9 protein-coding genes and 2 pseudogenes are annotated in these 14,637 nt (G+C 70.7%); 3 read left to right on the top strand and 8 right to left on the bottom strand.

Going from position 1 to position 14,637, the window contains the following annotated elements:
• Positions 1-154: 154 nt before the first annotated feature.
• The 5 genes and pseudogenes from WME89_RS34245 to WME89_RS34225 form a co-directional block, all read right to left on the bottom strand.
• On the bottom strand, positions 155-2,374 hold the full coding sequence (locus WME89_RS34245) for a hypothetical protein (RefSeq protein WP_438003848.1): 2,220 nt from the start codon (positions 2,372-2,374) through the stop codon (positions 155-157).
• 160 nt (positions 2,375-2,534) lie between these two features.
• Complete coding sequence (locus tag WME89_RS34240) at positions 2,535-3,392, bottom strand: glycine zipper family protein (RefSeq protein WP_438003847.1); 858 nt, start codon at positions 3,390-3,392, stop codon at positions 2,535-2,537.
• A gap of 394 nt (positions 3,393-3,786) precedes the next feature.
• Complete coding sequence (locus WME89_RS34235; protein WP_438003846.1) at positions 3,787-4,773, bottom strand: ATPase; 987 nt, start codon at positions 4,771-4,773, stop codon at positions 3,787-3,789.
• 796 nt (positions 4,774-5,569) lie between these two features.
• Positions 5,570-5,920, bottom strand: coding sequence for a hypothetical protein (locus tag WME89_RS34230; RefSeq protein WP_438003845.1), 351 nt, complete (start codon positions 5,918-5,920; stop codon positions 5,570-5,572).
• 1,360 nt (positions 5,921-7,280) lie between these two features.
• Positions 7,281-7,685 (bottom strand): annotated as a pseudogene (locus tag WME89_RS34225) (hypothetical protein); the annotation flags it as partial.
• Positions 7,686-8,086: 401 nt separating this feature from the next.
• Here WME89_RS34225 and WME89_RS34220 point away from each other — a divergent pair.
• Positions 8,087-8,563, top strand: a pseudogene (locus WME89_RS34220) (RNA polymerase sigma factor); the annotation flags it as partial.
• Between the two features lie 454 nt (positions 8,564-9,017).
• On the opposite strand, the gene WME89_RS34215 reads toward WME89_RS34220, so the two are convergent.
• A complete protein-coding gene (locus WME89_RS34215; RefSeq protein WP_438012008.1) occupies positions 9,018-9,377 on the bottom strand; it encodes a BON domain-containing protein in 360 nt (119 codons plus the stop codon).
• Between WME89_RS34215 and WME89_RS34210 the strand changes: the two genes are divergently transcribed.
• The gene (locus tag WME89_RS34210; RefSeq protein ID WP_438012091.1) at positions 9,366-10,922 is read left to right on the top strand and encodes a hypothetical protein; all 1,557 of its coding nucleotides are present in this window, start codon (positions 9,366-9,368) and stop codon (positions 10,920-10,922) included. The two genes, WME89_RS34215 and WME89_RS34210, sit on opposite strands and share 12 nt — an antisense overlap.
• Before the next feature lie 438 nt (positions 10,923-11,360).
• On the opposite strand, the gene WME89_RS34205 is transcribed toward WME89_RS34210, so the two are convergent.
• Positions 11,361-11,867 carry a hypothetical protein gene (locus tag WME89_RS34205; protein WP_438003844.1) on the bottom strand — a complete coding sequence of 169 codons (507 nt, stop codon included), beginning with the start codon at positions 11,865-11,867 and terminating at the stop codon, positions 11,361-11,363.
• 175 nt (positions 11,868-12,042) lie between these two features.
• On the opposite strand from WME89_RS34205, the gene WME89_RS34200 reads away from it, so the two are divergent.
• Complete coding sequence (locus WME89_RS34200) at positions 12,043-13,359, top strand: DUF5690 family protein (RefSeq protein WP_438003843.1); 1,317 nt, start codon at positions 12,043-12,045, stop codon at positions 13,357-13,359.
• A gap of 19 nt (positions 13,360-13,378) precedes the next feature.
• Here WME89_RS34200 and WME89_RS34195 read toward each other — a convergent pair whose 3' ends face one another.
• Complete coding sequence (locus WME89_RS34195) at positions 13,379-14,560, bottom strand: cytochrome P450 (RefSeq protein ID WP_438003842.1); 1,182 nt, start codon at positions 14,558-14,560, stop codon at positions 13,379-13,381.
• Between the last annotated feature and the right edge of the window lie 77 nt (positions 14,561-14,637).

The raw sequence follows: 14,637 nt of genomic DNA, 5'->3' as shown, positions 1-14,637 counted from the left end.
CTCCTGGAGCACCGTCGGGGCCAAGGCGCGCGAGGACCCGGCCAGACGGCGGGCCCCGATCGCGGCGTTTTCGGCGAACAGGCGCGCTTCTACTCCGGCGCGCCGAGCACGGAAACGTCGAGAGGGGCCCGTATCCGAGGCGGGTGAGCGCCGCTCAGGCGCGCGGGCTTCGCTGGGCGAGGTCGTCGAGGCCGAGCTCCCGCGCCTTTTCGGCGAGCGCCTGGAGCTTCTTCTTGCCGTCGTCGTCGGTGCCGGGCAGGAGCGACGTGAGCATCCCGGACAGCGTGCCGTCCTTGGGCCGCGCGAGGGGCGCGGGGTGGGTGACGAGCTGCTTCAGGTCCTCGGGGAGGCTCGCGTTGCCGTTCAGGTAGTCGCCGACCAGCGCGCGCACCGTGGCGCTCTGGTCGACCATGCCGTCGACCGACTGGCCCAGGGTGACCGCCTTGACGAAGCGGTCGAAGAACGCGCCGTCGCCGCCCACGATGTTGATCTTCGCCTGCTCGAACGCGCCCCGCAGGATCTCGGCCTGCGCCCGCGCGATCTCGGCCCGGATGCGCAGCGACTCGAGCTCCACCGCCCGCTCCTTCTCGAGCCGGAGACGGAACTCCTCGTGCTCGCGCCCGACGCCGTCGAGCGCCTTCATGGCCGCCGCCTTCTCCGCCGTGCCCGCGGCCTCGGCCAGGAGCCGCTGCTTGATCGCGGTCGCCTCGGCGAGCCCCGTCTTCTCCATGGCCAGCGCCTCGGCCTCGCGCGTCCTCGCGGCCGCGAGCCCCTTCTGCTCGATGCCGGCGGCCTCGGCGAGGAGCCGCTCCCGGGTGACGAGCGCCTCGGCGCGCCCCTGCTTCTCGATCGCCTGCGCCTCCGCCTCCTTCACGAGCACCCGCGCGAGGCCCTGCTTCTCCTCGCCGACGGCGGCGGCGTTCATCTTCTCGAGCGCCACGCGCGCCTCGGCGAAGCCCTGCTTCTCGATCGCCTGCGCGTCGGCCTCCTTCACGCGGATGCGCGCCAGCCCCTCGGCCGCGGACTCGGCCTGCACGCCCTCGGCGATCCGGATCTTCGCGCGCGCTGCCTTGTCGCTCGCCTCGAGCTCGGCGTCGGCCGTGATGAGCTTCTCGCGCGCCCGGAACTTCGCCGCCTCCTCGCTCGCCTCGGCGCCCTTGATGTGCTTGACGAGCTGCTCCTGCGCCTCGGCCTCGGCGTTGATGCGCGTCACGTCCTTGAGGCGCGTCGCCTCGGCCACGGCGCGCACGTCCTTGATCCGCTCCTCCTCCTCGGCCACCGTCTTCTCGACCGCGATCCGCGCCCGGACCACGTCGGCGATGTCCTTGCGCTGGATCTCCAGCTCCTTCTCGCGGGCGATCTGCTGGAGCGACACGTCGCGCTCGCGGCTCACGATCTCGAGCTGCCGCGCCTTCTCGACGCGCTCGGTCTCGACGGCGACCTCCCGCTCCTTGTTCTTCTGGGCGACGGAGACGCCGCGCTCCTTCGCCTCGCGGGCGATGAAGGCCTCCTCGTCGTTCTTCTCCTGGAGGAGCACCGTCTTCTTGCGCTCCTCGCTCGTGATGCGCGCGGCCTCGTTCTGCTCGCGCGCCTGCGCCACCGCGATCTCCTTCGCCTTCTTCGCCTCGGCCTCGGCCCGGCGCTGCTCGAAGCGGAAGACGGCCTCGTCGGAGTTCAGGTTCTGGCTGCCGATCTCCATCCGCTCCTTCTGGCGGAGCTCGTTCGTGAGCACGTTCTGCGCGACGGTGAGCTCGGTGATCTTCCGGATGCCCTCGGCATCCATGATGTTGTCCTTGTCGAGCAGCTCGACGGGCGTCTGCTCCAGGTAGTCGATCGCCGCGTCGGCGAGCACGAACCCGCTCAGGTCCTTGCCGATGACGTCGAGGATGTCGTCCTTGAACTTCTGCCGTTCCTTGTAGAGGTCCTCGAAGTTCAGGCGCTTGCCCACGGTCTTCAGCGCCTCGGAGAACTTCGCGGCGAAGAGCTGCTCGAGCGTCTCCGGGTTCGACGCGCGGACGCAGCCGATGGTCCGGGCGACCGTGCGGACGTCGTCCTGGGTCTTGTTCACCTGCACGAAGAAGGTGACCTTGATGTCCGCGCGGATGTTGTCCTTGCAGATGAGGCCCTCCTTGCCGCGCCGGTCGATCTCGATCGTCTTGACCGAGATATCCATGTACTCGGCGCGGTGGATGATCGGGATCACCAGCGTCCCGGTGAAGGTGACGATGGGATCTTCGCCTCTCGTGTTGATGATCAGCGCCTTGCCCTGATCTACCTGGCGGTAGAACTTGGCGTACATGACCAGCATCCCGAGGGCGACGAAGGCGAGGACACCGACGAGGGCGATGATGAGGGGGACGGTCAGAGTGGGCACGCGGAGCTCCTTCGCGTTGTCCGGTGAGGGGAGGGCGCTGGCCCCCGCGCCCGCTTCCGCGTGAGCGAGGGTCAGGCGCCCATACCTGAGCCGGATAGGGGGCCGCACGATGCCCCCTCGGGCAAGAGCGTACACGAAACGGCCAGCGCGACGGCGGCGTTCAGCTGCGGCGCTGACGTGCTTCCCCGGCGTCCGCCGTGGGGGCGTCGTCGGCGTCGGCGTCGCGCGGCGAGGCGTCCACGTGGGACGCAACGCGCTCGGCGAGGGGCGGCGGCGGGCCCAGCAGGGCGTCGAGCGGCTCGACGCTGAAGACCTCGCCGCCCGGGTCCCAGCTCACCAGCAGCGCGCGGTCGCCGCGGCGGAGGGCGCCGGGCGTGTCGCTGCGCACGTCGAGGATGTGGCTCGCGCCGCCCTCGTCGACGACCGCCTGGCCGAAGCGCTCGTCGACGCGCCCGGTGGAGATGACGCACACGCGGCCGACGAGGTCCTTCTTCGACGTCGCGTGCCGGGTCACGAACAGCGGGCCGAGCGGCCGCACCGCCAGCGAGGTCATCAGGACGCCGGCGGTGAGCGACCCCGCGAGCACCGCGAGGCCGAGCGCCCAGCGCGGCAGCCCGGCGCCGACCCAGGCCGGCTCGGCGAGCATCGTCGACAGGACGCTGGCGAACCAGCCGAACGCCGCGACGAGCGTGAGCGTCACGGTGGCGGGCACGCGGTGGAGCTCCAGCGCGACGAGCACCGAGCCGACGCCGTGCGCGCCGTCGCCCCCGTCGGCGAGGCCCTCCGCGGCGCCCTTGGCGGCGCCTTCGAGGGCGCCCTTGGCGGCGCCCTCGAGCGCGCCCTTGGCGGCGCCCGGCAGCGCGCCGAGGTCGGGCGCGGCGTCGCCGTGGGCGCCGCCGAGCAGGTCGAGGTCGAGCGCGCCGAGGACCACGAACAGCCAGTAGATGAGCGCGAGCGCGAGCACGACCGTGAAGAGCACGGCGGGGAACACCAGCGATGCGGCGAGCACCTCGGCCATGGGCAGACGCGAGCAGGGGCGGGCGCAGGGGGGTGACGCGCGATCGGCGCCCGCGACCGGCGTGTCCGATTGGATCACAGGGAGGGGAGGCGTGGGGTCAAATTCGGCCGGCCGGTGCGCCGCCGAAAAGGCTTGACATGCCCGGACAGGCGTTCGCGGTGAGCTGCGCGGATCCGGGGTCGATCAGCCTGTCGGCGGAGCGCCAAGGCGCGAGCTCGCAGCGCGGCCAGGCCGCGGCGGGTGCTGGCGGCGCCGCGCGCGTCGATTGCTCGGCTAGTCTACCCGCGCGCGCGGCTCTACCCGCGCGCGGCGCGTTCAGCGCCCCGCCGGCGTGGGGGGCGGCATTGGCTCGCGCCGCGGCCCTCGGCCGTGCGTCGGCGGTTCAGGGCGGTCATCACTCGTCCTCGTCCTCACCCGATGGGACGTCTTCCGGCGCCTCCACTTCCTCATCACCCTCGTCCGGCGCGCCGCCCTCCGCTTCGCCCTCGTCCAGCGCGCCGTCGTCCTCGGTGCCGGCCTCGCCTTCCTCTTCTCCTCCGGTGGACGCGGCGACGCGGGAGACGGGGAAAGACGCGTAGTCTTTCATCTTGTCCGTGCCGGCGTACCAGTACTCCGCGGCGGCGCGCAGCCTTCGCTCGGCGTTCACGACGAGCGTGTACGCGGCGTCGCGGAGCTTGCGCGAGCGCAGCGCCTCGGGGGAGAGCGTCTTGTCGGCGAGCATGCGCGCGAGCAGCGGTGAGAGCTCGCGGAGGCGGGCCACGGAGGCGGCCTCGCCGCGAGGCGCCTTATCGAGAGCCTCGGCGTGCTCGGAGCAGAGCAAGAGGAGGTCGGAGACGTCCTGGACCAGATCCGCGTCGCCGTTGCCCGCGCGGATGGCCATGAGCCGCTTCTGGCCCTCCGGGCTCCTCCTGAAGCGAAGGTCGAAGAAGCGGAGGAGCGTTTGCCGGTGCAGGGCGGCCTCGGCGGCCGGCTTTGCGAACGTCGCGGCGGCCCGCTCCTGGCGCTGCTGCGCGGCTTGCCAGCGCGATTGCATGATGCGCAGGAGCTCGATCTTGTCGCGGAGCCCGTGGATCTCCTCGCGGGTGAGCGCCGGCTCGTCGTCAGGGAAGGGGGTGCGGACGAGATCCGCCGCGTCGCGCTCGGCGGCGAGCTGGATGCGGCTCGCCCAGATGACGCGCCGGGCGAGCTTGCCGGGAAAATACAGCGTGTCATTGCCGAGCGACTCGGCCTCTCGGAGGAGCTCGGCCTCCCGGGCGGCGCTGAGCGTGTACGCTGCTTCTCTGGGGGAGGAGCGAGGCGCGCCCTGCGCGTCGTGCGAAGAGCGCTTCTTTGAAGCCCTGTTGATCCCGGATGACGTGGTGGTGGGTGCCTTCGTTGCCATGGGAAAAATACGCCTCCTTGTCGGGGCCAGCGCCCCTCGGATTGAGGAGCCGGAAGATCGGCGAGGGTATTGGCGGGTGAAGGCATGAGCCAGGGGAGAGCATATTTCGTTCACGTCGCGAGTGCAGTACCACGCTTGAGGGTTGAGATAGGCGGTGTGCCGCGGAGTCGATCGGGGCGGCGTGCCCGGCGTCGCGCAGCGAACAGCGGGCCATGGGATCGCGGTGATGCGCAGGAGGGGGAAAGTGTTGCGCAGGACACAGAAAGTGTCGCGCAGGAGGGCGGCGGGGCTGTGCAGGAGGGGGGCGGGGCTGCGCAGGAGGGCGGCGCGGCTGCGCAGGCGTCGCAGCACGGTTGCGAAGGACACCGGGAGGGGGTGCGCAGGAGGGCGGCGGGGCTGCGCAGGAGGCGCACGACTATAGTGCAATTCACCAAACGGGACGCGCAGGAGGGTGGCGGAGCTGCGCAGGAGAGGCGGCCGGTCTGCGCAGGAGGGGTGGCGAGGCTCCGCAGGAGGGGCGCCGAGGTTACGCAGGCGGACGGCGAGGCTGCGCAGGCGGGCGGCGAGGGGAGGGCGCTCCTTGACCGCTCGGTCCCTCTCGCTCGGGCAGAGCCCCGTCGCCACTCGGCGCCTCACGTCGAGCGCGGTGACGGGCAGCGCCGTCGCCGCGGTGGGCTGGGCTGCGGAGCACGCTGGCGTCGTCGGCGGCGGAAGTTCTCGGGGTCATGCTACAGAGGTGCTCCCGAGGTACATGTGCTGCACACGGTCCACAGTGTTCGTTCGACGGGCGCAGATACTACTCACGAAAGCGAAGCGTCTCGACGACGACGCCGTCCTCCCCTGTCACCATGCTGCCGTCGTGATTCCAGCTGATGCCGCCCTTGCCCGGCGGCCCCAGCTCGTAGGTGACGCCCTCGAGCGTGAGCTGGTCCTCGTCGAGGTAGGCGATGCCGATCGAGTCGCCGCCACGCCCGGGACCGCCGTTTCCGCCGGGGCCCCCGTCGCCCCCGCTGCCACCGGCGCAGGACCACGTGCCGTCGCCTAAGGCGCCTCCTGGAGCGCCCAGGCCGCCTTGGCCGCCGTCCTCGGGGGGGCCGCCGTTGCCGCCGAGACCGCCCTCGCCCGTCAAGATCAAGGTGTCGCGCACAGTCAGCTTGGCGTGAAGCGCGACAATGCCGATCGTGGGGTGTCCGTTGCCGCCACCTCCGCCCCCTCGACCGCCGCAGCCACCGGTACCCCCGGAGCCGCCGCCGGCGCCTCCCTTGGACGCCACACCGCAGAGAGCGAGACCGCCCCGACGGCCGCCACCCCCGCCGCCGCCTTGGCCCGGCATGCCCCTGCCTCCGCCACCGGCTCTGTCCCCCTCCCACCCTCTCGCAGTGATGCGCCCGATGCCCTTGCCGGCGGCACCCACGCCACCGGGCTCGCCCTGGAGCCCAGCCTCGCCGTCTTCGCAATGGGTGCCTGTCACGTCCCCACCTCCGCCCCGTCCGAAAGTGGTGTTGGACGCCACGACCGGTTGCCCGTCCTCGCCGTCGCCAGCTCCGTCGGGAAGCCCATCCCCTCCTTTCCCACCGATGGTCGGAATTCCTCCGTCGATGGTCGGGACTCCCCAGTTGCATGCGTTCACCGCCGTAGCGCCGCCAGGAACGGTGGCTGCCGAGCACGCGTCGCCCCCATCCTGCCCATCAGGTCCTTGCTCTCCCCGATTTGGCGAGGGCCATCCGGTGCCATCGCGGCCCGCCCGCCCGGTGACGGCGCGAATCCCGCTCCGGATGAGCTCCACGGCCGCGTTGGATTGGACAAGGATCCCGAGCGGGCCTTCCGACCTGATCTGCATGTCGACGATCGTCGATACCCCGTCCGAGGCGCCAGTATCTCCGATGAGCGGCGGTGCGACGGTCAGCATCACGTATGCGTCACCGATCATCGCAAGCAACGGGAGCTCGTCGGTCTCACGCTCCCAGGTCAAGCAGTTGAATCCGCCGATGAGGTCCACGCCGGATGGCAGCACAAGGGGAACGGGAGACAAGAAGAATTGGTTGCATACGAAGACGCGTCCTCGTCCGGTACTCGCGAGCTCGACGCCGCGGCGCAGCGTCTCGACCGGCCTATCCCTCGTGCCGGGGTTTGCGTCGTCGTTGCTGCGGTAGTAGCTACCGACGAACACCCCGCAGCCATCCTCCGGCACACCGGCGGCGAGACGCTCGAGACAGACCGACTCCGACGGCACGTCGGGTTGCGGTGTGGTGCCGCAGCCGGCTGTGATGACCAACAGCGCAGGGGACAGGCACATCGCTCTTGTGATTCGCATGGTTCTCCCTCGATGCTACGCGGTCTGTACAGGGGCGTTCAACGGAGCGGTCCGGGGGCGGGGGCGTCAAACGGAACGCAGGGGCATGCTGTCCGCGTGCTCGAGCCGCGCGCGAAGGTCGCGACAGCGACGACGAGCGCGGCCACGCTCCGGCCTTTTCGCGAACGTACCGCCTTCGCTCCTGAGGCGCTCATCACAGCCCCTCGGCAAAGCGAAGCGTCTCGACGGTGTTTCCGTCCTGCCCCGTGATCGTCTCACCCGACCAGTCCCAGCTGGTGCCGCCCTTGCCCGGAAGTCCGAGCTCGTAGGTGACGCCCTCGAGCGTGAGTTCGTCCTCGTCAAGGTAGCCGATGCCGATCGAATCGCCGCCACGCCCGGGGCCACCGTAGCCGCCGTCGCCCCCTCGGCCGCCGTTGCCCCCTTCACAGGACCACGTGCCGTCCCCCACGGCGCCTCCCGGCGCGCCCCGGCCGCCTTTGCCTCCTTGCTCGGGCTGCCCACCGTCGCCGCCTGGTCCCGCGGCCAGCGTCTCGATCACGGTGTCGCGCACCGTCAGCTTCGCATGGAGCGCGACGATGCCGATCGTCGGGTGGCCGTGTGCCTCGGTCCACCGCCCCTGATCGCGCGCTCTCCGACCACGGCGAACAAGGTCCTTCACCATGGATGAACCGTTGCTCGGTGTTGCCTTCGGATGGACATCCTCGGCGCTGGCCGCGCTCGTGGAGCCCGTGACGGCCCCCAGCGAGAGAAGAAGTGAGAGCGCATGCGCAACGTAACGCATGCATCGACGGTACTTACGCCCGTCGCATGGCGTCAACATCCACGATGTGGCCGTTGAATGACGTTCATGGCGAGAAAAGATAGGCCGACACCGTAAAGCAATCGTCGCTGCCCAGCGTCAGGCGTCCCGAAGGTGTCTCATGTGGGTACAAGGAATACATTATCCCGCCAAACTTGGCGACCGATGCATTTTCCTGAAGCGTTTCGGGCCCCTCAGGTGTGCTGCCTACCGTGGGCAAGAAGCCAGCGACCAGCTTCGATCTCTACCGGCGCCTGGCCAGGCGCCTCGGTGTCCCGGCGCGAAGCGCCGAGGACATCGCCCAGAATGCGCTCCTGCGGGGGCTGGAAGCGGACCAGCGGATCGAGCTGAGTGGGGATCCGGCGGCGTACCGCGCCACGATCGCCCTCAACCAGGCGCGCAACCACATCCGGGACGCGCGCCGGTGGGGAGAGGTGCTGACGCCGTTTGACGAGCACGAGCTCCGGGACGAGTGCCCCACCCCGGAAGAATTGCTCCGCTTGCGGCAGCGGGAAGAGGTGCTGCGCGACCTGATCGGCCAGGTCGACCCCAGATACCGGGATCTGCTGATCAAGCACGAGCTGGAGGAGACGCCGCTCTCCGAGATCGCCGCCCAGCTGGAGCTCCCCTTGGCGACAGTGAGGACGCAGCACCGCCGAGGCTGGGAACAGCTGGAGAGGCCCACGCGCGGGAGTTCCCGCTAGGACATCAAACAGGTTGAAATCCCGAGAAAATCAACCATAGAGGGCACAGAGGGCACAGAGTTTTTGTTGTTCCTCTGTGTCCTCTGTGCCTCTGTGGTTCAAATCTCTTCATTCCCGGGCGTTTCAAGCTGATCGATGCTCTAGGGCAGCTCGCCGCGGAACGCGAAGAGATGCTCAGGCAGCTTCGCTGAACCGTCGACCGCCCATCGAATCGGCGCGCTGCGCGACGTCTTCAGGCGTCAGGGAGGCTGGGAGAGCTCCGCAAGGGATCACTGGAGCACGGAACCCGGTAGGCCGCGAGGTGGACGCCGGGGTGCGGAGCGGAGCCCCGAGGAGAGGCGAAGTAATGTCCGCCCGGCGCGAGGCCGCCGTCCAACGGCGCAGAAGTCCGGCCAATATACCTGGCCGGACTTCCGCGGGGCCGGAGCTACGAGGCGTTCCGGCGCGACGACTCGTTGTTCTTCGTCTCCGACGACGACGTGGCGCCGGCAGAGGTCGCAGTGCCGGAAGCGCCCCCGGTGGAGCCGGAGAGGCCCCCGGTGGAGCCGGACGCGGTGGAGCGCTCGCCAGACGAGAGCCCGGAGCCCGTCTTCGCCTCGCCGTGCTGCTGCTGCTCGCGGTACATCCGGATCTCGTTCCGCACGTCGGTCACGCCCGAGATCCGCTCCGCGAGCGACTCGAGCTGGTGCTTGAAGCGGCGCTCGCGGACGGTCCCGGAGAGGACGACCTCGCCGTTCTGGACCTTCACCTCGACGTCGCTCGCGTCGAGGTCCGGGTGCTCGGCGATCTGGTCGCAGATGTCCTCGCGAATCCGGTCGTCCGAGCGCTTGTAGCCCTTGGGAGCGCGACCGCGCGAACCGCTGACTCCTCCACCCTGTCCAACGGTATCGAGGAAGCTCCGCCCGCCGGACTGGTGGCCCTGACCGCCGTAGCCTTGCCCACCCGACTGGGGGTAAGAGCCCTGATCGCCGCGGAATCGAGGCTCCTGTCCCTCGTAGCCGCGCTGCTGCCCGGACCGCTCGGTCCAGCCGCGCTCGTCGTCGGCCCACTGCCGGAGGCCGCCACGGGCGCCGTAGCCCTGGTGCTGGCCTCCGCCGAAGCCTCCCTGGCCACCGAAGCCGCCCTGGCTGCCACCAGAACCACCCTGGCCACCGAATCCACCCTGGCCGCCGAAGCTACCCTGGCCGCCGCCATAGCCGCCCTGGCTGCCGCCGAATCCACCCTGACCGCCGAAGCTGCTCTGGCCGCCGCCGTAGCCGCCCTGGCTGCCGCCGAATCCACCCTGGCCGCCGAAGCTGCTCTGGCCGCCGCCGTAGCCGCCCTGGCTGCCGCCGAATCCACCCTGGCCACCCCGGCCGCCGCCGAGCTCATGCTCGCTGCCGAAATAGCCCTGGCCGCCCTGGCCGCCATGGCCGCCGCCGAAGCCGCCCTGGCCGCCGGCGAATCCGCTCTGGCCGCCGAAGTGACCCTGGCCTCCGTAGCCGCCCTGGCTGCCGTATCCACCCTGACCACCAAAGCTGCCCTGGCCGCCACCGAAGCTGCCCTGGCCGCCGCCGAATCCGCCCTGGCCGCCGCCGTAACCGCCTTGGCCGCCGCCGAAGCTGCCTTGGCCGCCGTGGCTGCCCTGGCCGCCGCCGAAGTGACCTTGGCCGCCGTGACCGCCCTGGCCGCCGCCGAAGCCGCCCTGGCCGCCGCCGAAGCCGCCCTGGCCGCCGCCGTAGCCGCGCCTGGAGCCAAGATCGTCGCGACCTCCTCGCTGGAAGTCATCGCGCTGGCCACCCGAAGCCTGATGCTGGCCTCCGAAGTCCTCGCGCTGTCCCCAGCCGCGCTCCTGCCGGCCCTCCCAGCCGCGCTCGCCACCGTGACCGCGCTCGCCGCCGTGGCTGCGCCAGCCCTGGTCGCGCTCGTGGCCGCGTCCGCCGAACTCACCCTCGTAGCCGCGTCCGCCGGACTCCCGCTGATCCGACCCACGGAGCTCGTCTTGACCGCTTCGGGCATGGCGATGGTCGTCTCGCTGGAGTACTTGCTCGTAATTGCCACGATGTCCGTAGCTAGCATCGCCGGCGGCCCCGCGCTCGCCGCGATATCCCTCATCCCCTCGCTGGCCCTGTCGCCCAGACCTCTCCTCGTCGCGTCCACGCCCGCCGCTGTACTCCTCGTCGATCCATCCCTGACGATTCGGCATGACTCCTCCGCCTTTCTCTGCGAAACGCACGACACATCGGGGAAACCGTGTCGCGCCTGTGTCGTGATCCAGTCGACGCTCGAGGGCACGAGGGACAGCAGTGATCGGGCCGCCTGTTACGCGCCTGTCCGGTGCCGCGTCAGCTGAAAATAACCGGGGCCCCGATGCCCCGACGCGCCCGGACATCGCAAGGGGTGTTCCAGGACGAGAAGAACAATGTTTCACCCCCTTTTCAGGAAGGTTGCTCCGCTCCGCGCACGTCCAGAGGTGCAAAGTGCCCCACGCGAGGGCGACAATGCGTCCCATCGAGACGTTATGCCACAGCAAAAGGACGTTGATTCGGGCTCTCCCTGAAAGCCTTGCAGGGAACTGGAGTACGCGCTCTGGCGTCAGCGGAGCGTGCGAACGTGCTCTGGCTCAGGCCATGTCGGCTCCGAAGGTGGAGGCGCGTGGGTCTGTCATGGACATCGCTGTACTGCCGAGCTCGGCATGGATGCCGTGCCGCTCGGGTCCGGTTGCACGCCTCTCAGCGCGATCCGTGCCAACGCCCGCGCCCCGCGTCGGGGCTGCGGATGGAGCCCTGGCTCACCGCGGCGCGCGCAGCGCCTCGAGGATCCCGTCGAGCCGCTCGAGGATCGCCCGGCCCTGCTCCTGCGTCCCTTGGGGCGCCGATGCGCCGGCGGGCGCGCCGAGCGCGGACGTCGCCAGCGTCGGGCCGAACGTCGTCACGAACGAGGCGATCGCCTTGCCCGCGGGGGTGCGCGCGAACAGGTCGGTGTAGCCGCCGGACAGGCACGTCGAGATGAACAGGAGCGCGTCGACGTAGCCCGCGCACCGCGGGTTCTCGGCGTGCTCGGCCTGGTAGAACAGGTACGAGCACCCGAGGACCATCACCGCGAGCGAGTCGACGGGATCGCGCGTCATCGCGCTCCGGAAGCGCTGCTTGAGCTGCTCGTACGAGAGCTCGCCCGCGCCCCCCGCGGCGAGCCCCACCGCGAGCAGGGCGATCGCGCCGCGCAGCCGCTCGTCCCGGCCGCGGGCCGCAACGTCTCCCAGGGTGTTCCTCGCGGCGAGCGGTGACGGATCTCCCACGGCGTGCCCTCCCGGCCGCCCGCCTCGCGCCTCGTTGAAGCCGGGCCGCGGCGCGGCCTCCATTGTCTCGCACGGGAGCGGCCGGAAGGGAACCGGCCGCCCGCCTCGCCGGAACCGAAAAGTCATGCGCGCGCCGCGCACCCGCGGCTACCCTCGCGCCTTCCTCGGAGCTCCGATGCCAGCCCAGAGAAGCGTGACGAGATGGCTCGAGCGGGCGCCCGCGCCGGTGTTCACGGCCTTCGCCGTGCTCGCGGCGTTCGCGACCTACTTCTGCATGTACGCCTTCCGCAAGCCGTTCGCGGTCGGCACCTTCAAGGGCGCTGTCGCGCTGCCGCTGCTCCCCGCGCTGGACCTGAAGAGCCTCTACATCATCGCCCAGGTGCTCGGGTACTGCGCTTCGAAGTTCCTCGGCATCAAGGTCGTCTCCGAGATGCGCCCCGAGCGGCGCGCGCTCGCCATCCTCGCGTGCGTCGGGGTGAGCGAGGCCGCCCTCGTGCTGTTCGGGCTCACGCCCGCGCCCTACGCCGCGCTCTTCCTGGTGCTGAACGGCCTGCCGCTCGGGATGGTCTGGGGGCTCGTCTTCGGCTTCCTCGAGGGGCGCCGCGTGAGCGACCTGCTCGGCGCCGGCCTGTGCGCCAGCTTCATCCTCGCGAGCGGCTTCGTGAAGACGGTCGGCAAGCTGACGCTCGGCTGGGGCGTGCCGGAGGTCTGGATGCCCGCGCTGACCGGGGCGCTGTTCTTCCCGCCGTTGCTCCTCGCGGTGTGGATGCTCGCGCAGATCCCGCCCCCGTCGGCGGCCGACGAGGCGCTCCGGACCCGGCGCGCGCCGATGGACCGCGCCGCGCGGCGCGCGTTCGTCCGGGCGAACGCCGGCGGGCTCGCGACCCTGGTCCTCGGCTACATCGTGCTCACCGCCTACCGCGACTTCCGCGACAACTTCGCCCGCGAGATCTGGGACGCCCTGGACTTCGCCGATCAGCCGGCGATCCTGACGACCGCCGAGATCCCGGTGGCCATCGGCGCGCTCCTCTCGGTCGCGGTGATGATGGGGATCCGGAACAACCGAACGGCGCTCCTCGCGATCCACGGCATCATGCTCGCCGGGGCGGCGCTCGCCGGGGTGAGCACGGTTCTCTACCAGGCGGGCGTCATCGGCCCCGTCGCGTGGATGGTCAGCGTCGGGCTCGGGCTCTACGTGGGGTATGTCCCGTTCAACTGCGTGCTCTTCGACCGGCTCATCGCGGCGGTGGGCTCGGTGGCGACGGCGGGCTTCCTGATCACCGCGGCCGACGCGTTCGGCTACCTCGGCAGCGTGGGGCTGCTGCTCTACAAGAGCTTCGGCCAGGCCAGGCGCTCGTGGCTCGAGTTCTTCCTCGGCTTCAGCTACGCGACCGCCTTCCTCTGCGCGGCGCTCTTCGCCGCGTCGGCGGGCTACTTCTGGCTGCGCACGCGCTCCCCGCTCCCCGCCGCGCGCTCCGCGTTCGACGCGTGAGGCGATCCCCGGGAGCCGTTCAGCGCACGTACCGGACCCAGCACTCCTTCAGCCCTCGCAACAGCAAGGAGCGGTTCCACTCCGGCGCTCTCCCTGTCCGCTCGAACCGCCCCGGGAGGGACGTCAGCACCTCGATTCCGATCTTCGCCTCGGCGCGCGCGAGCGCCGCGCCGATGCAGAAGTGGACGCCGTGGCCGAACGACAGCCCCACCTGCCGCTCGCGATCGATATCGAACCGATCCGGGTCCGGGAAGACCTGCTCGTCGCGGTTGGCCGAGCCGATGAGCGCCGCAACGAACGCGCCCGCCGGCACCGTGACACCCCTGATCTCCACATCGGTCTTCGCCTGCCGCAAAGCGATCTGGGCTGGCGGCTCGAACCGCAGCACCTCCTCGAGGAAGGCCGGGATCCGCGCCGGGTCCGCGCGGATCCGCGCGTATACCTCGGGGTGATCCATGAGGAGCACCAGCGCGGCGTTGAGCAGGTGGGTCGTCGTCTCGAACCCGGCGGCCAGCAGCAAGAAGAGGAAGCTCACGAGCTCGGGCTCGGTGAGCGCGACGCCGTCGATCCGGGCCGCCAGGAGCTCGGTCACGAGATCGTCCCGCGGCGCGGCGCGGCGCGCCGCGATGACCTCCAGGAGGTATCGCTCGAGGTCGACGATGGTGGCGCGGATGGCCGGCCTCATTTCCGGCGTGGCCGCGGCGGTGGCGACGAAGTTCGCGGTCCAGCGCTGGAAATGGGCGCGCAGCGCCGGGTCGAGGCCGAGGAGATCGGCGATGGCCGCCGCCGGGATGGGCATCGCGAGCTCGGCGTAGAAGTCGAGCTCGCGCCCGGGGGTCAGCCGCTCGACGAACTCCCGGGCCACCGCGCGCAGCGCGGGCTCGATCCGCGGGATCACGCGCGTGCTGAACGCGCGGGTCACGAGGGCCCGGGTCTTCGTGTGCTCCGGCGGATCCATGAGCAGCAGCGAGTCGGCCATCGGATTGCGATCGAGCCAGGGCGGGAGCACCCCCACCCGGCCGCCCTGCGCGGAGAACAGGTCGGTGTTCTTGAGGGCGAAGGCGACGTCCTCGTAGCGGCTGAGCGCCCACAGACCCCCCGGATCGACCTGGCACACCGGATGGGAGCGGCGCAGCTCTGCATAATAAGGATACGGGTTCGCGCGCAGCTCCGGAGAGAGCAGATCCAGGCGATGGCTCATGTGTCCTCCCTGATATCGGGCAGCTGAAGGAAGTCCCCCATGGTCCGCGAACGCGCGGGCGACGTCAATGGACGTGG

Source organism: Sorangium sp. So ce321, from assembly GCF_051530195.1.
Taxonomy (GTDB): Bacteria; Myxococcota_A; Polyangia; order Polyangiales; family Polyangiaceae; genus Sorangium.
This window is presented reverse-complemented; position numbering and strand designations above follow the sequence as displayed.